Below are 17,610 nucleotides of genomic sequence, written 5' to 3' on the forward strand. Positions count from 1 at the left end.
ACGCCGCCTCATGGTTGATCCCGGTGCCGAGGCCGCCGGGCAGCTCCCGCCAGAGGAAGCCGTGGAAGGGGGCGACGGTCAGGGCCGAGTCGGCGGCGCCGGAGGCGACGGCCGCGGCGACGGCTTCGACGTCGGTGGCGGCCAGGAAGGGGCTGGTGCACTGGACGAGGAGGACGACATCCACGGTGAGGGAGTGCAGTTCCTCGAAGGCGGTGAGCGCGTGCAGCAGAGCGGTCTCGCTGCTCGCGGTGTCGCCGCAGAGCGCGGCCGGGCGGGCGATCACGCCGGCGCCGGCGGCGCGGGCGACGGCCGCGATGGCCGGGGAGTCGGTGGATACCACCACGTCGGTGACGGTCGGCGCGGCCCGGCAGGCCCGGACGGCGCGGGCGACCAGCGGCGTGCCGGCGACCTCGGCGAGGTTCTTCCCGGGGACGCCCTTGGAGCCGCCGCGCGCGGGAACGACCGCGAGGACCCTCACAGCTCCCCCATCCTGCGGATCACCGGGGCCACCCGCTGCACCCCGTGCCGGTACGCCCCGCGGGCGGCCTCGCGCAGGTGGGCGCGCAGCCGCCGGCGCAGCGCCGACTCCCGCGCCGGGAGGGCCGCCGCGCCCGGGAGCGGGGTGCCGTCGGGGGCGAGGCGGTGGCGGGCGAGGATCCCGGGGAGGTATCCGGGGGCGGTGGTGAGGGTGTAGTAGGGCGCGGGCGGGGGCAGCCGGGGCGCGGCCAGCAGCGCGGCGACCTTGGCCCGGGCGGCGCCGTACGCGTCCCCGCCGGCCGGGGCGCCCGGGGCGGCCCCGGGGGCGCCGCCGGGTACCGCCGGGGCGGGCAGGACGCCCTGGGACGCCAGCCACCCCGGGTCGGCGTGCGGCAGCAGGCCCGCGTCGAGCCGGTCCCAGGAGGTCAGGCAGCCGGAGCCCAGGAAGTGGTGGTTGCCGAGGGCTTCGCGGATGCCGAGGTCGGTGAGGACGGCCGTCGGGATGGACCGGTGCAGGGACTCCAGGGCGGCGGTGGAGGAGACCGTGACCAGCAGGTCGGTGCCGTCCAGCACCTCGCCCATGTGGCCGTACACCAGACGGCAGTTGGGCGGCAGCCCGCCGGGGATCCGCGCGGCGAGCCGCTGGTACGGCTGCTCCTCCAGGTGCGTGGTGTGCTCCCCGGGCCGGCTGCGCAGCTTGATCAGCACCTCGCGCTCCGGGTGCAGCCGCGCGTGCCCGGCCGCCCGCTCCAGCAGGTACGCGCGGTCGGCGCGGCCCTCCGGTACCGAGGGCTGGACGGCGAAGACCACCCTGTGGGGCCGGCCCCCGGCCGGCGCGTACGGCGCCCCGCCCAGGAACGGCAGCGCGGTCTCGGTGACGGCGCCAGCGTCCGCTCCCACCCCTTCGTACACGGCGCGGAAGCGCTCCGCGTCGTGGCGGGAGTTGGCGAGGACGAGGTCGGCGCCGTGCCGCAGCAGCAGGCCGTCGGCGAGCTTCTCGTACACGACGCCCACGTAGCCGGTGACGAGGACGGGCCGGGCGGCCGGCCCGGGCCACAGGGCGCGCGCGCCGTGCAGGACGGCCTGGACGGCCCCGCCGACGAGGGCGAGGACGACCACGTCGTACCGCTCCCGGCCGATCTCGGCGAGGAACTCCGCGCAGGTCACCTCGGCGGGCCGGTCGCCCCGGACGCCCACCTCGCCGAGCTGGCGCGCGGTGGGGGTGGCACGGCCGCGCAGCAGGTATCCGGCGGGCTGGTGGTCGGGCACGAGACGGCGGGCGGTCAGTGCGCCCCATTTCCATCGGGTGTCGGAATCGGCGAGTACGGCGACGCTTTTGCGTTCTGGCACGCGGCAGAAACTATTCCGCGATGCCGGTGACCGGCCCAACGAGCGCACAACAGCGGGTTAACAACCCGTCGAAGAGATGCGAAAGCGCACGGGTTAACGCGCCCGCCCCGCTTCGTTCACGTGGAATCCTCGTCCGGGCCACGGTGAATGCCGGGAGGGCGTCCTAATGTCCCACAGGTGCCCAAGCTCTCTGTTGTCGTGCCGTTCTTCAACGTGCAGACGTACGCGCCGGACGCCCTGCGGAGTCTCGAACTGAACGCCCGGGACGATTTCGAGTTCCTCCTCGTCGACGACTGCTCCACGGACGGGACCCCCGCCCTGCTGGAGCGTGCGGCGCGCGAGCTGCCGGGGGCAGTGCACCTCAGACACGAGCGCAACGGCGGCCTGGCCACCGCCAGGAACACCGGTCTGGACGCGGCCCGCGGGGAGTACCTCGCCTTCCTGGACGGCGACGACTGGCTGGCCCCCGGCCACCTGGCCCGGATCCTGGCCGCCATCGAGGCCCTGGGCTGCGACTTCGTCCGCACCGACCACGTGCGGTGCACCGGCAGGTCCCGCAGCGTGCAGCGCGTCCCGTACGGTCCGCAGTCGGTGGTCGCCGATCCGCGCACCGCGATCCTGCCCGCCGACCGGGCCACCTCGGTGGACTATCCGTACGCCTGGGCCGGCATGTACCACCGGCGGCTGCTGGAGCGCGGGGTGCTGCACTTCACCGACGGGCTGCGTACGGCGGAGGACCGGCCGTGGATCTGGCGGCTGCACCGCGAGGCCCGCTCGTTCGCGGCCGTCGGAACGCCCGGAATCTTCTACCGGCGCGGGGTCTCCACCTCGCTGACGCAAATCGGCGACGAACGGCAGCTCGATTTCATCCGCGCATTCGATCAAGTACTGTCGGACGTCGCCGCGGACCGGGATTCGGATCTGCTGCTCCCGAAAGCAGTCCGAACGTATTGCGCAATCATCGCGCACCATTTCGGTTCCATCGAAAGGTTCGAACCGGCTGTGGCCAGGAAACTGCGCTCCATGAGCACGGCCGCGCTCGGCCGCATGCCCCGGGACGTGCTCGACCGGGTCCTGGACTCGATGGACGGGGAACGCTCCGCCCTGCTGCGCCGCCTGCGCAGGCGCTTGCGCACCGCGGCGGGGGCGGGCGTCTGATGCCGACACAGATCTTCCTGGCCTCCACCCTCTACGGGGCCGCCACCCTCGCGGCGGGCATCGACGCGGGCGCCTTTCCGCCCGCCGCCCGCCGGATCCTGCTGACCAGCAACCACGCCGTCACGGCCGAGGTCAGCCCCGGCGTGGCGGACATGCCGGGCTTCGCCGTGCTGCGCACCCGCTTCGACGAGGTCCTCGACTGGAACCGGGTCATCGAGCCGCAGCATCCGAGCACCTGGGCGCCGCGCGCCGAGGACGTGCCGCTGTGGGAACGCCAGCTGCGCACGCTGTGGGGCCTGGGCGAGGACCGCGTCGAGCTGATCGTGGAATCCCTCCAGGTGCCGCCCGCCCAGACCTTGTGCCGGCTCTTCCCGGGTGCGGCCGTCGACGTCTACGCGGACGGGCTGATGAGTTACGGGCCCACGCGCTTTCGGCTCGACCCCCAGCTGGGGATGCGGGTGCGGCGCGTGCTCCACCTGGACCTGGTGCCGGGGCTGGAGCCGCTGCTGCTGACGGAGTTCGGCGTGCGGGTGGAGCCGCTGCCGTCGGAGTCGTTCCGCAAGGTCCTCGCCGAACTGGCCGACGCCACCGGTTTCGGCGAAGCCCCCGGTCTCGACGGCCTCGGCGAGGACGCCCGCCCCGCCCGGCACGCAGAGCCCTCCGCCTCCCCCGCGACGGCCCCGCCCGGGCCCGCCCTCCTCCTCGGCCAGTACCTCTCGGCGCTCGACCTGATGAGCGCCGACGAGGAGGAGGAGCTCCACGTGTCGATGGTCCGGGGCGCCCACGCCCTCGGCCACCGCGAGCTGGTCTTCAAACCCCACCCCAGTGCCCCGGCCGCCTACTCCCGCCGCGCCGAGGCCGAGGCCCGGCGGCTCGGCGCCCGCCTCACGGTGATCGGCTCCCCGGTCCTGGCCGAGACCCTCTACCGGCGGCTGCGCCCGGCGCTGGTCGTCGGCTGCTTCTCCACCGGCCTGCTGACCGCCGCCACGCTGTACGGGCTCCCGGTGGCCCGGACCGGCACGCGGGCCGTGCTCGCCCGCCTGACCCCCTACCCGAACAGCAACCGCGTCCCGCTGGTCCTGGTGGACGCCCTGCTCCCCGACCTGGCGGACCCGCGGGCCGTGCGCGACTGGACGCCGCCGACGCCCGAACGGGTCCGGGCGGAGCCCGCCGGGCTGCTGACCGCGGTCGGGTACACCATGCAGCCGCAGATCCTCGCCGCGCGCCGCTCGGCAGCCGAGGCCTACCTGGCCCGGCACCTGACCCCCCGCACCCGGCACTACTTCACCCGCCGCCGGCTGACCGCACTGGGCCTGCCCGGCGGCATCCCCGCCCGGCTGGCGTTCCTGCCCCGCAGCCGGGCGGTGCGCCGTGCCGTACGCCGCGTCCGGCGGCTGCGCCGCGGCCTCAGCTGACGGCGAGCTTGACCGCGAAGCCCAGGAACAGCACGCCGGCCGCCGAGGTCGCCCCCGCCGACAGCCGCTTGCGGCGGCGGAACGCGGCGGACAGCCGGGTGCCGCCGAAGATCAGCAGCGTCAGGTAGAGGAAGCTGCCGATCTGCAGCAGGCCCCCCAGCAGCACGAAGGACAGCGCCGGGTAGGCGTAGCCCGGGTCCACGAACTGCACGAAGAAGGACATCAGGAAGAGGATGGCCTTCGGGTTGAACAGGCTGATCAGCAGGGCCCGGCGATAGGGCCGCTCGACCTCGCCCGCGCCGTCCCCGCTTGCGTCCGCCCCGATCGCGGCGGCCATGTCCGCGCGCGCCCGGCGCGAGCGCCACAGTGCCCAGGCGCCCCGCATCATGCCGATGGCCAGCCAGGTCAGGTAGCCGGCGCCGAGCAGCTTGACGATGCCGAACAGCAGCGGGCTGGCCTGGAGCAGCGAGGCCGCGCCGACGGCGGCGAGCACCATCAGGACGGTGTCGCCGGTCCACACCCCGGCGGCGGCCCTGTACCCCGTGCGCACCCCGCGGCGGGCGGCCACGGACAACACGTACAGCGAGTTCGGACCCGGCAGCAGAATGATCAGCACCAGGCCGGCGAGATACGTCGGAAGATCGGTCACACCCAGCATGGGCAGGAGTGTGACATGGGGACGCACCTGTCGCGCCAGTCGGTTTCACCATGTGGAACCGGCCGGTTCGTAACTCCCCCACACCTCCCGCAGCGCCCCGCACACCTCCCCCACCGTGGCCCGGGCCCGCAGGGCCTCCTTCATCGGGTACAGCACGTTCCGCGTCCCCGCGGCCGCCTCCCGCAGGGCCTCCAGGGCCGCCGTCACCGCTGCGCCGTCCCGCTGGGCCCGCAGCCGCGCCAGCGCCGCGCACTGGCGCGCCTCGATCTCCGGGTCCACGCGCAGCGGCTCGTACCGCTCCTCGCGGTCCAGGGCGAAGCGGTTCACCCCGACCACCACCCGCTCCCCGCTCTCCGTCTCCTGCGCGATCCGGTAGGCGTTCCGCTCGATCTCCTCCTTCTGGAAACCGGCCTCGATCGCGGCCACCGCGCCGCCGTGGTCCTCCACGCGCCGCATCAGGTCGAGCGCCGCCGCCTCCAGCGCGTCCGTCATCCGCTCGACGGCGTACGACCCGGCGAAGGGGTCGACCGTGTGCGGCACGTCCGTCTCGTGCGCGAGGACCTGCTGGGTGCGCAGCGCGAGGCGCGCCGACGCCTCGGTGGGCAGCGCGATCGCCTCGTCGAAGGAGTTGGTGTGCAGCGACTGCGTGCCGCCCAGTACGGCGGCGAGCGCCTGCACGGCCACCCGTACGAGGTTCAGCTCCGGCTGCTGCGCCGTCAGCTGGACCCCGGCCGTCTGGGTGTGGAAGCGCAGCGTCATCGACTTCGGGTCGAGCGCCCCGAACTCCTCGCGCATGACGCGGGCCCAGATCCGCCGGGCCGCACGGAACTTCGCGACCTCCTCCAACAGCGTGGTGCGGGCCACGAAGAAGAAGGAGAGCCGGGGCGCGAATTCGTCGACCGCCATGCCGGCGGCCAGGGCCGTACGGACGTAGGCGATGCCGTCGGCGAGGGTGAAGGCGATCTCCTGCGCGGGCGAGGCCCCGGCTTCGGCCATGTGGTAGCCGGAGATGGAGATGGTGTTCCACCGGGGGATCTCCGCGCGGCAGTAGCGGAAGGTGTCGGCGGTGAGCCGCAGCGAGGGGCCGGGCGGGAAGATGTACGTCCCCCGGGCGATGTACTCCTTCAGGATGTCGTTTTGGACCGTCCCGGTCAGCTGCGCGCCCGTGATGCCCTGCTCCTCTGCGACCAGCTGGTAGAGCAGCAGGAGCAGAGCCGCCGGTGCGTTGATGGTCATCGAGGTGGAGACGCGGTCGAGGGGGATCCCGTCGAACAGCGTGCGCATGTCGTCGAGCGAGTCGACGGCGACCCCGACCTTGCCGACCTCCCCGCGGGCGAGGGGGGCGTCGGAGTCGTGGCCCATCTGCGTCGGCAGGTCGAAGGCGACGGACAGGCCGGTCCCGCCGCCCTCGATGAGCTGCCGGTAACGCGCGTTGGACTCGGTGGCCGTACCGAATCCGGCGTACTGCCGCATGGTCCACGGCCGACCGGTGTACATGTTCGGATAAATCCCCCTTGTGTAGGGGAATTCACCCGGTGCGCCCAGTGCGGCGGCGGGGTCCCACCCCGTCAGGTCACCGGGGCCGTAGACGGGTTCGATCGGGATTCCGCTCTCGCTGCGTGCCATCGACTTCGGTCCTCCGTAGAGCTGGCGGGCCCGGGGCTGCTACAACCGTCCCCGCGACATGTCCTCGCAGGACCGCGGACGGCTCCTGGTCACAATGGCGCAACATCCCGGGGCTCCGTGCAACTCTCCACGCGCGCGAGACATCACCTACTTACACGACGTAGAAATCGGGGGACTGCAATGCACCGCCAGAGAGTCATAATCCGCACGCTCGGTCTGGCCACCGCCGTCGCGCTCGCCGCGACCGCCTGCGGGCCGCAGAAGTCCGGGGCCTCGGGTCCCGCTTCCCCGGCTCCGTCCTCGCCCACGGCGGTTGCCTCCCCCGAGACCTCTCCTTCCACCGACGGCAAGCCCGGCGAGAGCTCGCCCTCCGCCTCGCCGTCCGCCTCGGCCTCCCCGTCCGCCTCGGCCTCGCCTTCGCCTTCGCCCACGGTGAAGCAGATCATGGCCAACGGCGACGACACCGAGCAGGTGCGCGAGCTCCAGGCACGCCTCAAGCAGCTCAAGCTGATGTCGGTCGCGCCGACCGGCTTCTACGGGACGAAGACCACCTCGGCGGTCAGGTCCTTCCAGTCGAAGAACGGGCTGACCGCGACCGGTTCGGTCGACGAGCCCACCTGGAGGAAGATCCAGAGCGCCACGAAGAAGCCCACCGCCGAGGAACTGCGCCCGCCGGTGGTCAACGAGGCGGACGCCCCCGACCCGCGCTGCATGCAGGGCCGGGTCATGTGCATCAGCAAGGAGAGCCGCACCCTCGCCTGGATGATCGACGGCAAGATCGTCTCGACGATGGACGTGCGTTTCGGCTCGGAGAACACCCCGACCCGCGAGGGCGTCTTCAACGTGGGCTGGAAGGCCAAGGAGTGGACGTCGACGATCTACCACACGCCGATGCCCTACGCGATGTTCTTCAGCGGCGGCCAGGCGGTGCACTACTCGGCCGACTTCGCGGCCCGCGGCTACGCCGGCGCCTCGCACGGCTGTGTGAACGTCCGGGACAAGGCCAAGCTCTCGGCGCTCTTCGACGCGGTGCAGGTCGGCGACAAGGTCGTCGTCTACTGGTGAGGCCGGGTCGCAACGTAAGGGGCGCGGGCAGGGCCGGGGGAACGTGCCCCGCCCGCGCCGGTTGCGCAGAGCCCAGGGGTACGGGGGGAACCCCGGCTCATGCGCGGCCGATGACCAGTCGGCTCGCTACGTACTGCGCCGCGGATTCGAAAAGTGTTACAGCCGGGTCAGCGGCCGTCGGCCGGACCTGCCGAACGCCCCGGGAACGACGGCACCAAGGTCGGCGGGCGCAGCACTTCGCCTCCCGCGCGGCCCTCTCCGGCTGAACCGGGGGCGCCCATGCCCTTGCCGCCGTCGACGACGCCGTCCAACAGCGCCTCGCAGTAGAACGGGATGCGGGCCAGGCCCCGGGCCAGGCGGGAGAGCCGCTGGCGGCGATCGTCGTTGAGGTGGCCGGCGCGGTAGTCGTCGCAGAGGTCCACGGCCCGGCGCTGGTTCTCCCGGTCGCGGTCGCGGCCGCCCGCGTCCGGGCCGCCGAAGGAGTCCGACGCGCTGTCGCCGCCCCCCTTGCCGCCCGTCTTGCCGCCGTTCTTGTTCCCCTGCGCGTCCTTGCCGGGACCGGCGCTCGCGTGCGGGCCGTAGGCCGTGCCGGCTCCGGGAGTGGCGGGGCCCTGGAGGGACCCGGGGGGCTGGGCCGTGCCCGCGGTGGCGGCCGGAGCCGCGCCGTCCCGCAGCGGCGTGGGCCGCAGCTGCGGGCTGAGCGTCGAGGGTCCGCCGGCGTCGCCGCCCGGGGTGGGATCCCCGTCGGCGCTCACGGACATCGCGGGTCCGGGGCCGGCGACGTCGCGGGCGGGCCGGTCCAGCAGACCCGCGCCCGCGGCGGCGGCGATCCCGCCGACCGCGACGCTCGCCAGGGCCGCCGCGAGGGCGAACCGCACCGGCCGCACGCGCCGGGGCGCGGGGACGCGGGCGGCGGCGGGCCTGCCGAGGCCGACGAAGGGTTCGCCCGCGCGGAACCGGAGGCCGGAAGACGGCACGGCAGGCGCAGAGGCGGCAGCCGAGGCGGCGGAGGTTCCGGCGGCCGCGCGCGCCGCACGGAAGGCGGCCACCGCGGCGGCCTCGCCGGGCGACTCCCCCTCGGCGGACGGCACACGGGCGAGGGCGTCGAGGGCGTCGCGCAGCCGCAGGGCCTCGCGCCGGGCCCGCGGACCGGCGGCCGGTCCCACAGGGTCGACCGGTCCGCCGCTCAGCAGCCGGTCCGCCGCGGCTGCGTCCAGCCACCTGTCACGCTCGTCGGCCATCACATGTCCTTCTGCGTCCGCCAACGTGAATGCGTCACACCGGTTTGTTCTACGAGGCCCCCGCCGTGGCCACGCTGCGCGGGTACGGCGTCGAGATCCCTCCCGCCCCCGCTGCTCCGTGCCTGGCCATCGGCATTATGGCCGACCCGTGCTCCCAGGTCCGCCTCCGGGTCCGGGCCGCCCTGCGCGCCTTGCGCGCCGAGCAGCTCCGCCAGCTTCTTCAGGCCACGGTGGGCGGCCGTGCGCACCGCGCCCGGCCGCTTCCCGAGGGTCTCGGCCGCGCTCTTGGCATCCAGGCCGACCACGACCCTCAGGACGACGGCCTCCGCCTGGTCCTGCGGCAGCTGCGCGATGAGCGCCATGGTCAGCCCGGTGGAGAGGGACTCCATGGCCGCGCCCGCGGTGTCGCAGTCGGCGGCCCAGCCGGCCAGCTCGCTCTCGTCGCCGCCGATGGCGGGGCGGCGCCCGCGCATGCGGATGTGGTCGAGGGCCCGGTTGCGGGCGACGCGGGCGGCCCAGCCGCGGAAGCGGTCGGCGTCACCGGTGAAGGAGTCCAGGTCGCGGGCTATCTGCAGCCAGGCTTCGGAGGTGACGTCCTCCGCGTCGCCGTCCCCGACGAGCGTGCGTACGTATCCGAGCAGGCGTGGGTGCACGGCGCGGTACACAGCACGGAACGCGTTCTCGTCGCCGTCCTGTGCCGCGAGCACCGCGGCGGTCAGCTCCGCGTCGTCCCCCAGCAAAGTCCCCAACCCGTTCACTGTCCTGTACGTCTGGCGCAAATCAGCACGTTACGGCTTTCAAGCACCTTCGTCCACGAGATGTACAACCAGCAACCACTCCTGCGCGGAGCGGGGTGTGACACAAAACGCACTCGGGGCGCTGACAGGGATACGGGCTTGTCGCACGAGCCCGTGACGGATGGCGGCCGGGGCCTCTCCTGTGGGGGGTGGCGGCCTCGGTCGCCCTCCCCTTCCCGGGCCGCTTCGCCCTCGCTCCCACGGGTCCCACAGCTCCCACGACCCTCACGGCGCTCCCCACGTCATCCTTTAGGCTCACTTCCGGGTGAAATCCCCTATTGCGTACGACACACCCTGCCTCGCGTAGATAGCGTGGCGGTATACCCGCGCCGCGCCACGAGGAGCCCCCCGCTGTCCAGCCACCTTCCGGCACAGACCCCCGGGGGCACCACCCCGGTGGCCCCTTCCGGACGAAGTCTGGGCGGGAAGAAGTCCGGGGTCGCCGCCGCCCACTCCCACGGCCCCGGGCTCGCGCGCTTCAACGCCCTGTCCCCCGAGGTCGCCCAGGCGGCCCTGTTGCACTGCTGCGGCAGCAGGCGCTGGGCGCACCGAGTGGCCGCGCACCGCCCCTACCCCGATCCCGGCGCGTTGCTCGCCGCCGCGGACGAGGCTTCGTACGACCTCTCCCAGCAGGACCTCACGGAGGCGCTGGCCTGCGAGTACTCGGCGGAACTGGCACACGGGGCCTCGTACGCCGCGCTGCTGGCCCTCGACGCGGCCCACGCGGAGTACGAACGCAAATTCGGCCACGCCTTCGTGATCTGCCTCGACGGGCACCCGCCGGAGGAGCAGGCGGACCAACTGCTGGCCGCCATCCGCCGGCGGATGGGGCACGAGGTGGACGAGGAGCGCTCGATCTCCGCGGACGAGCTGCGCCGCGTGGCCCGGGCCCGACTGTGCGACCTGACACATTGGCTGACCACGACAGATGGACCGTCTGGGGCGGAAATCGGGCTATTCGCCCCTGCGGGATAGCCCGTACGAGCCTGTTTGATCACACCGATGGCCCCCGCGCGAAGGAACCGACAAAGCGTCGCTACGATGTCCGGGGCCGGAGGACCGTACCCGGCCGGGCCCGACCGACAAAGAAGCCGGCTGGCCCCCGCCCCGCTTCCGGAGGGTTTTCCGTGCCGGCTGGAACGTTGTACCGCGGCCGGGAAGGAATGTGGTCCTGGGTGGCTCATCGAGTCACCGGCGTCCTCATCTTCTTCTTCCTGTTCGTACACGTCCTCGACACCGCTCTCGTTCGCGTCTCCCCCGAGGCGTACGACGATGTCGTGGCTACCTACAAGACTCCGATCGTCGCGCTGCTGGAATACGGCCTCGTGGCCGCCATCCTGTTCCACGCGCTCAACGGTCTCCGTGTCATCGCCGTGGACTTCTGGTCCAAGGGCCCGCGCCACCAGAAGACGATGCTCTGGTGGGTCGTGGGCATCTGGGTCGTGCTGATGGCCGGGGCCGTTTACCCCGTACTCAGCCACGCCTACCTTGAACTGTTCGGGAAGTGACGCGCATGTCTTCTGACACTTCTTCCGCCAAGGTCATCGGCGACGTGGAGGCCGTGAGCCCCTACGGCGTCGACAGCCCGGCGCCGTACATCGAGGCCCCGCGCAAGCGCACCGGCAAGACGCCGCGTTCGACCCGTGGCAACTTCGAGATGGCCGCATGGCTTTTCATGCGCCTGTCGGGCATCGTGCTCGTCGTCCTCGTCATCGGCCACCTGCTGATCCAGCTGGTGCTCGACGGCGGCGTCTCCAAGATCGGCTTCGCCTTCGTGGCGGGCCGCTGGGCGTCCCCGTTCTGGCAGGTCTGGGACCTGCTGATGCTGTGGCTGGCCATGCTGCACGGCTCCAACGGTCTGCGTACCGTCATCAACGACTACGCGGAGCGCGCCGGCACGCGGCTGTGGCTGAAGGGCCTGCTCTACACCGCCACGGTGTTCACCATCCTTCTGGGCACGCTGGTGATCTTCACCTTCGACCCGAACATCCGCTAGGCAACGGGGCTGAGGCGAAACCAATGAAGATCCACAAGTACGACACCGTCATCGTCGGCGCGGGCGGCGCGGGCATGCGCGCCGCCATCGAGTCGACGAAGCGCAGCCGCACCGCGGTGCTGACGAAGCTCTACCCCACCCGCTCCCACACGGGCGCCGCGCAGGGCGGCATGGCCGCCGCGCTCGCCAACGTGGAGGAGGACAACTGGGAGTGGCACACCTTCGACACGGTCAAGGGCGGTGACTACCTGGTCGACCAGGACGCCGCCGAGATCCTGGCGAAGGAGGCCATCGACGCCGTCCTCGACCTGGAGAAGATGGGCCTGCCGTTCAACCGCACCCCGGACGGCACCATCGACCAGCGCCGCTTCGGCGGGCACTCGCGCAACCACGGCGAGGCGCCGGTCCGCCGGTCCTGCTACGCCGCGGACCGCACGGGCCACATGATCCTCCAGACGCTGTACCAGAACTGCGTCAAGGAGGGCGTGGAGTTCTTCAACGAGTTCTACGTCCTGGACCAGCTGCTGGTCGAGGAGGACGGTGTCAAGAAGTCGGCCGGTGTGGTCGCGTACGAGCTCGCCACCGGCGAGATCCACGTGTTCCACGCGAAGTCCGTCATCTACGCCTCCGGCGGCACCGGCAAGTTCTTCAAGGTGACCTCCAACGCGCACACCCTCACGGGTGACGGCCAGGCGGCCTGCTACCGCCGCGGCCTGCCGCTGGAGGACATGGAGTTCTTCCAGTTCCACCCGACGGGCATCTGGCGCATGGGCATCCTGCTGACGGAGGGCGCCCGCGGTGAGGGCGGCATCCTGCGCAACAAGGACGGCGAGCGCTTCATGGAGAAGTACGCGCCGGTCATGAAGGACCTCGCCTCCCGTGACGTCGTCTCGCGCTCCATCTACACCGAGATCCGCGAAGGCCGCGGCTGCGGCCCGGCCGGCGACCACGTGTACCTGGACCTGACGCACCTCCCGCCGGAGCAGCTCGACGCCAAGCTCCCGGACATCACGGAGTTCGCGCGCACGTACCTCGGTATCGAGCCCTACACGGACCCGATCCCGATCCAGCCCACCGCGCACTACGCCATGGGCGGCATCCCGACGAACGTCGAGGGTGAGGTCCTCAGCGACAACACCACCGTCGTCCCGGGCCTGTACGCGGCCGGCGAGGTCGCGTGCGTGTCGGTGCACGGCGCGAACCGCCTGGGCACCAACTCGCTGCTGGACATCAATGTCTTCGGCAAGCGCTCGGGCATCGCGGCCGCGGCCTACGCCCACGCCAACGACTACGTCGAGCTGCCGGAGAACCCCGCGCAGCAGGTCATCGACCTCGTCGAGCAGCTGCGCAACTCCACGGGCAACGAGCGGGTCGCGGACCTGCGTCTGGAGCTCCAGGAGACGATGGACGCCTGCGTGATGGTGTTCCGCACCGAGCAGACCATCAAGACCGCGGTCGAGAAGATCGCGGAGCTGCGCGAGCGCTACAAGAACGTGTCCGTCCAGGACAAGGGCAAGCGCTTCAACACGGACCTGCTGGAGGCCATCGAGCTGGGCAACCTGCTCGACCTGGCCGAGGTGATGGCCGTGTCCGCGCTGGCGCGCAAGGAGTCCCGCGGCGGTCACTACCGCGAGGACTACCCGAACCGCGACGACGTCAACTTCATGCGCCACACCATGGCGTACCGCGAGGTCGGCGCCGACGGCAAGGACTCCGTTCGGCTGGACTACAAGCCCGTCGTCGTCACCCGCTACCAGCCGATGGAGCGTAAGTACTGATGGCCACCCCGACCATGTCCAAGACGGACCAGATGGAGGCCGCGGCCGCGGCCTCGCCCTTCATCACGGTCACGTTCCGGATCCGCCGCTACAACCCCGAGATCTCGGACGAGGCGCAGTGGCAGGACTTCCAGATCGAGATCGACCCGAAGGAGCGCGTGCTCGACGGTCTCCACAAGATCAAGTGGGACCTCGACGGCACGCTGACCTTCCGCCGCTCGTGCGCGCACGGCATCTGCGGCTCCGACGCGATGCGGATCAACGGCAAGAACAGGCTCGCCTGCAAGACGCTGATCAAGGACATCAACCCGGAGAAGCCGATCACCGTCGAGGCCATCAAGGGCCTCACGGTGATGAAGGACCTCGTGGTCGACATGGAGCCCTTCTTCCAGGCGTACCGCGACGTCATGCCGTTCCTGGTCACCACGGGCAACGAGCCGACGCGTGAGCGCCTGCAGTCCGCCGAGGACCGCGAGCGCTTCGACGACACCACCAAGTGCATCCTGTGCGCCGCGTGCACGTCCTCGTGCCCGGTGTTCTGGAACGACGGCCAGTACTTCGGCCCGGCAGCGATCGTCAACGCGCACCGCTTCATCTTCGACTCGCGCGACGAGGCCGGCGAGCAGCGGCTGGAGATCCTGAACGACAAGGACGGCGTGTGGCGCTGCCGCACGACCTTCAACTGCACCGACGCGTGCCCGCGCGGCATCGAGGTCACGAAGGCGATCCAGGAAGTCAAGCGTGCGCTGATCACGCGCCGTTTCTGACGTCCCGGCACACCCGCGATCCGCTCGCGTGAGGCCCGTATCCCGTGCAAGGGGTACGGGCCTCACGCGTACCCGGGGGGCCCGGCGTCGCCAAGGCCCTTACGCGCAGGGGCAGTCACCGCACCGCTCGCGCGGGCGCGGCCGGGCGACCGGGGTACGAAGCGGCGGGGCGCTGTGGTTGGATCGGCCATATGAGTGAGCAGCAGCCGAATCCTTACGCGGGCGACCCCAGCCAGGGCGCTCCGCCCCACATCCCGGCCCAGGGGGACAACAGGTGGGGCCCGGGTGAGGCCGGTTACGGCTATCCGCAGCCCTACCCGGCGGCCCCGCCCTACCAGCCGACGGTGGGCGCCGGCATGCCGGCCCCCGGCCCCTACCCGGCCGCCCCCGCGGGTGGCGGCGGGAGCCTGTCGCTCGGCGACATCACGATCGCGGGCGACCAGATCATCACTCCCTCGGGCACGATGCCGCTCAGGGGCGCGATGTGGAACGCGACCGACCTCTCGCGCACCGAGGAGAAGATCCCGGCGCACGCGATCGTGCTCGCGGTCATCTTCTTCCTCTTCTGCCTGCTGGGGCTGCTGTTCCTCCTGATGAAGGAGAAGAAGACCACGGGCTACATTCAGATCACGGTCACCAGCGGCGGCCGCCACCACTCCTCGATGCTCCCGGCGACGGACGCGGGCTCGTACGCGCGGGTGATGGCCCAGGTCAACTACGCCCGCGCGCTCAGCGTCTGAGGTCTCCTCACGCACGGCCGGCTTCGGAGGCGGGGAGCCGGCCGCTCGGGGTCCGGGCCGGCGCCGGGCCCGGGGCCGGACAGGTGCCGCCCCGGATCGCCGCACGGGCGGGGGGACCTGGACAGCGGTCGCGCCCTGATCGATAGTGCGCGCATGGCTTCTCTCCTACGACACCTCACCGTCGACTGCTCCGACGCCCACGGCCTGGCGCAGTTCTGGGCCGCCGTCCTGGACGGCTCGCTCGCCTCCGACGACTTCCCCGGCGATCCGGAGGCGACGGTGAAGGCACCGGGCGCGGACCTGCTCTTCGTGACGGTGCCCGACACCAAGGCGGGGAAGAACCGGCTGCATCTGGACCTGCAGCCGCAGGACCGCACCCGCGACGAAGAGGTGCAGCGCCTCCTGGCCCTGGGTGCCACCGTGACCGGCGACCACCGCAGGCCCGACGGGTCCGGCTGGGTCACCCTGGCCGACCCGGAGGGCAACGAGTTCTGCGTGGAACGGAGCGCCGCCGAGCGCGAGCGGACCGCCCCCGTCCCCGAGTGACCGCCTCCCGGCCCCCACGTCCCCGGGCGGCGCCCCCCTCCCCGTGGGCCTACGCCGGGGCCCTGTGGGTGGAGCCGCGCCCAGCCCCATAGACCCGGCCCCCTGGACCCGGCCCCAGACGCAGCCAATGGCCGCTGCCGCATCCCCTCGTGGGGACGCGGCAGCGGCCATTGGCTTGAACATGTTCAAAAGAAGCCCTACAGTCATCTCCGTCAGCAGTATTGAACATGTTCAAAGGGGTTGGGGACAATGGATCTCACCGTGGTCGCGTACGTCATCTACCTGCTCATCAGCATCGGACTCACCGTCTGGGTCGCCCGCACGCTCAGCCGCAACGGACGCGTCTTCATCGGCGATGTCCTCCAGGGGAACGAGAAGCTCGCGGACGCCGTCAACCAGCTCCTCGTGGTCGGCTTCTACCTCGTGAACATCGGCTTCGTGACCCTCTACCTCCGCTCGGGCGAGGAGATCGTCCAGGCCCGTGACCTCTTCGAGGCGCTGTCGGTCAAGCTCGGTGTCGTCCTGCTGGTCCTCGGGGTCATGCACCTGGGGAACGTCTGGGTGCTGAACAAGATGCGCCGCCGGGGAATCATGGAGCGCCAGCAGACTCCGCCGCTCGCCCCGCAGGGGTGGACGGCTCCGGCCGGGGCCTGATCCCATGGGCCCCTCGGGAGCGGTCCGCTCGCTGACCGTGCTCTACGACGCCGACTGCCCGCTCTGCGTGCACGTCCGGCACTGGCTGATCGCACAGCCGTCGCTGGTCCCGCTGGTCCTGGTCCCCGCCGCGTCGGCGGAGGCACGGCGGCGCTTCCCCCGGCTCGACCACGCCTCGACGCTCAGGGAGATCACCGTCGTCGGGGATTCGGGGCAGGTGTGGTCCGGGACCGACGCCTTCGTCGTCTGCCTGTGGGCGCTGGCCGAGCACCGGCCGAAGGCCAACTGGCTGGCGACGGCCGCCGGCCGGCCTTTCGCCCGGGCGGCCATGTACACGGCCTCGAAGTGGCGGGCGGCGGTACGGACCGGGGACCGGCCGTCACAGGAGGAGGAAGCGGCCTGTGACGACCACTGCTCCGTCCCCCGATAGGCTCATCCATCGTGACTGATCAGAAGGCTCCCAAGAGCGAGCAGACCCGCACGCTCATCCTCGAAACCGCGCTCCGGCTCTTTCAGGAGCGCGGTTTCGACAAGACGACCATGCGGGGGATCGCGAAGGAGGCCGGTGTCTCGGTCGGCAACGCCTACTACTACTTCGAATCGAAGGAACACCTGGTCCAGGGCTTCTACGACCGGATCGGCGCCGCCCACCAGGCGGCCGTCCGGCCCATCCTGGACGACGAGACCGATCTGCAGAAGCGCCTCGCGGGCGTTTTGACGAGCTGGATGGACATCGCCGCTCCCTACCACGAGTTCGCCTCGCAGTTCTTCAAGAACGCGGCGGACCCCGAGAGCCCGCTCAGCCCCTTCTCCCCGGAGTCCGAGCCCGCGCGGCGGGCGGCGATCGCCATCCACCGCGAGGTGCTCGCCGGGGCCAGGACGAAGGTGCCGGCCGAGCTGGCCGACGTGCTGCCGGAGCTGATGTGGCTCTCCCAGATGGGTCTGGTCCTGTACTGGGTCTTCGACCGGTCGCCGAACAGCGAGAAGACCCGGCGGCTGGCGGAGCGCGGTGCGCAGCTGACGACGCGGGGCATCGTGCTGGCCCGGTTCCGGGTGCTGCGGCCGCTGGTGCGCGAAGTGCACGAACTGTTCGCGGACTTCCTGCCCGGCATGGCGCAGACGGCCACGGCGGGTGCCCGCAAGCGCGCTTCGGACCCGGACGACGGGCCCGGCACGGACCCGCTCCCCGCGTAGGGAGCCGGCGCCGACGAGGGGCGCGAGGGAGTGGTCCGCGCCTCGTACGGCTTCTCGGCCACCGCGCCGCCGGGCGTCGGCCCACTGGGCGCCCCGCCGCCGGCCGCCGCGCCGCTGGGCGCCGGGCAGGAGGACCGCATCCCTGGAC

The 17,610-nt window shown here is 71.9% G+C and carries 18 protein-coding genes and 1 pseudogene; 13 read left to right on the plus strand and 6 right to left on the minus strand.

Going from position 1 to position 17,610, the window contains the following annotated elements; translation table 11 throughout:
- Positions 1–106: 106 nt before the first annotated feature.
- Both AMK16_RS37125 and AMK16_RS10970 read right to left on the minus strand, forming a co-directional pair.
- A pseudogene (locus AMK16_RS37125) lies at positions 107–478 on the minus strand (cytidylyltransferase domain-containing protein); the annotation flags it as partial.
- The gene (locus AMK16_RS10970) at positions 475–1,827 is read right to left on the minus strand and encodes a DUF6716 putative glycosyltransferase (RefSeq protein WP_073912577.1); all 1,353 of its coding nucleotides are present in this window, start codon (positions 1,825–1,827) and stop codon (positions 475–477) included. The pseudogene AMK16_RS37125 and the gene AMK16_RS10970, both read right to left, overlap by 4 nt.
- Before the next feature lie 177 nt (positions 1,828–2,004).
- Between AMK16_RS10970 and AMK16_RS10975 the strand changes: the two genes are divergently transcribed.
- Positions 2,005–2,985, plus strand: a complete 981-nt coding sequence (locus AMK16_RS10975) for a glycosyltransferase family 2 protein (RefSeq protein ID WP_073912580.1) — start codon at positions 2,005–2,007, stop codon at positions 2,983–2,985.
- On the plus strand, positions 2,985–4,400 hold the full coding sequence (locus tag AMK16_RS10980) for a polysialyltransferase family glycosyltransferase (protein ID WP_073912583.1): 1,416 nt from the start codon (positions 2,985–2,987) through the stop codon (positions 4,398–4,400). Before AMK16_RS10975 ends, AMK16_RS10980 begins: the two co-directional genes overlap by 1 nt.
- Here the strand turns inward: AMK16_RS10980 and leuE are convergent.
- Both leuE and AMK16_RS10990 read right to left on the minus strand, forming a co-directional pair.
- A complete protein-coding gene (gene leuE, locus AMK16_RS10985) occupies positions 4,393–5,058 on the minus strand; it encodes a leucine efflux protein LeuE (protein WP_073912587.1) in 666 nt (221 codons plus the stop codon). The two genes, AMK16_RS10980 and leuE, sit on opposite strands and share 8 nt — an antisense overlap.
- A 45-nt stretch (positions 5,059–5,103) precedes the next feature.
- Positions 5,104–6,684: an acyl-CoA mutase large subunit family protein gene (locus tag AMK16_RS10990; RefSeq protein ID WP_073912591.1), complete on the minus strand. Its 1,581-nt coding sequence runs from the start codon at positions 6,682–6,684 to the stop codon at positions 5,104–5,106.
- Between the two features lie 180 nt (positions 6,685–6,864).
- Between AMK16_RS10990 and AMK16_RS10995 the strand changes: the two genes are divergently transcribed.
- Complete coding sequence (locus AMK16_RS10995; protein WP_073912595.1) at positions 6,865–7,749, plus strand: L,D-transpeptidase family protein; 885 nt, start codon at positions 6,865–6,867, stop codon at positions 7,747–7,749.
- Positions 7,750–7,916: 167 nt separating this feature from the next.
- Here AMK16_RS10995 and AMK16_RS11000 read toward each other — a convergent pair whose 3' ends face one another.
- Together AMK16_RS11000 and AMK16_RS11005 are read right to left on the minus strand one after the other, a co-directional pair.
- Positions 7,917–8,990, minus strand: a complete 1,074-nt coding sequence (locus AMK16_RS11000) for a hypothetical protein (RefSeq protein WP_073912600.1) — start codon at positions 8,988–8,990, stop codon at positions 7,917–7,919.
- On the minus strand, positions 8,990–9,730 hold the full coding sequence (locus AMK16_RS11005; protein WP_079191442.1) for an RNA polymerase sigma factor: 741 nt from the start codon (positions 9,728–9,730) through the stop codon (positions 8,990–8,992). Before AMK16_RS11005 ends, AMK16_RS11000 begins: the two co-directional genes overlap by 1 nt.
- A 369-nt stretch (positions 9,731–10,099) precedes the next feature.
- On the opposite strand from AMK16_RS11005, the gene AMK16_RS11010 reads away from it, so the two are divergent.
- The 10 genes from AMK16_RS11010 (at position 10,100) to AMK16_RS11055 (ending at position 17,462) form a co-directional block, all read left to right on the plus strand.
- Positions 10,100–10,762 (plus strand): 2-oxo-4-hydroxy-4-carboxy-5-ureidoimidazoline decarboxylase, encoded by a 663-nt coding sequence (locus tag AMK16_RS11010; RefSeq protein ID WP_073912608.1) that lies wholly within the window; start codon positions 10,100–10,102, stop codon positions 10,760–10,762.
- A 152-nt stretch (positions 10,763–10,914) separates the two neighbouring features.
- The gene (gene sdhC / locus AMK16_RS11015; protein WP_073912611.1) at positions 10,915–11,295 is read left to right on the plus strand and encodes a succinate dehydrogenase, cytochrome b556 subunit; all 381 of its coding nucleotides are present in this window, start codon (positions 10,915–10,917) and stop codon (positions 11,293–11,295) included.
- 5 nt (positions 11,296–11,300) lie between these two features.
- Complete coding sequence (locus AMK16_RS11020) at positions 11,301–11,783, plus strand: succinate dehydrogenase hydrophobic membrane anchor subunit (RefSeq protein WP_073912615.1); 483 nt, start codon at positions 11,301–11,303, stop codon at positions 11,781–11,783.
- 23 nt (positions 11,784–11,806) lie between these two features.
- Positions 11,807–13,561: a succinate dehydrogenase flavoprotein subunit gene (gene sdhA, locus AMK16_RS11025; protein ID WP_073912618.1), complete on the plus strand. Its 1,755-nt coding sequence runs from the start codon at positions 11,807–11,809 to the stop codon at positions 13,559–13,561.
- Positions 13,561–14,328, plus strand: a complete 768-nt coding sequence (locus tag AMK16_RS11030) for a succinate dehydrogenase iron-sulfur subunit (RefSeq protein ID WP_073912621.1) — start codon at positions 13,561–13,563, stop codon at positions 14,326–14,328. Before sdhA ends, AMK16_RS11030 begins: the two co-directional genes overlap by 1 nt.
- A 191-nt stretch (positions 14,329–14,519) precedes the next feature.
- Complete coding sequence (locus AMK16_RS11035) at positions 14,520–15,068, plus strand: hypothetical protein (RefSeq protein WP_073912625.1); 549 nt, start codon at positions 14,520–14,522, stop codon at positions 15,066–15,068.
- A gap of 153 nt (positions 15,069–15,221) precedes the next feature.
- A complete protein-coding gene (locus AMK16_RS11040; RefSeq protein WP_073912629.1) occupies positions 15,222–15,614 on the plus strand; it encodes a VOC family protein in 393 nt (130 codons plus the stop codon).
- 249 nt (positions 15,615–15,863) lie between these two features.
- Positions 15,864–16,268, plus strand: coding sequence for a hypothetical protein (locus AMK16_RS11045; RefSeq protein ID WP_073912632.1), 405 nt, complete (start codon positions 15,864–15,866; stop codon positions 16,266–16,268).
- Between the two features lie 4 nt (positions 16,269–16,272).
- Complete coding sequence (locus AMK16_RS11050) at positions 16,273–16,698, plus strand: thiol-disulfide oxidoreductase DCC family protein (RefSeq protein WP_073912636.1); 426 nt, start codon at positions 16,273–16,275, stop codon at positions 16,696–16,698.
- 11 nt (positions 16,699–16,709) lie between these two features.
- Positions 16,710–17,462 (plus strand): TetR/AcrR family transcriptional regulator, encoded by a 753-nt coding sequence (locus tag AMK16_RS11055; RefSeq protein WP_073912639.1) that lies wholly within the window; start codon positions 16,710–16,712, stop codon positions 17,460–17,462.
- Positions 17,463–17,610 lie beyond the last annotated feature (148 nt).

It is taken from the genome of Streptomyces sp. CB00455 (assembly GCF_001905445.1).
In the GTDB taxonomy this organism is placed as follows: domain Bacteria; phylum Actinomycetota; class Actinomycetes; order Streptomycetales; family Streptomycetaceae; genus Streptomyces.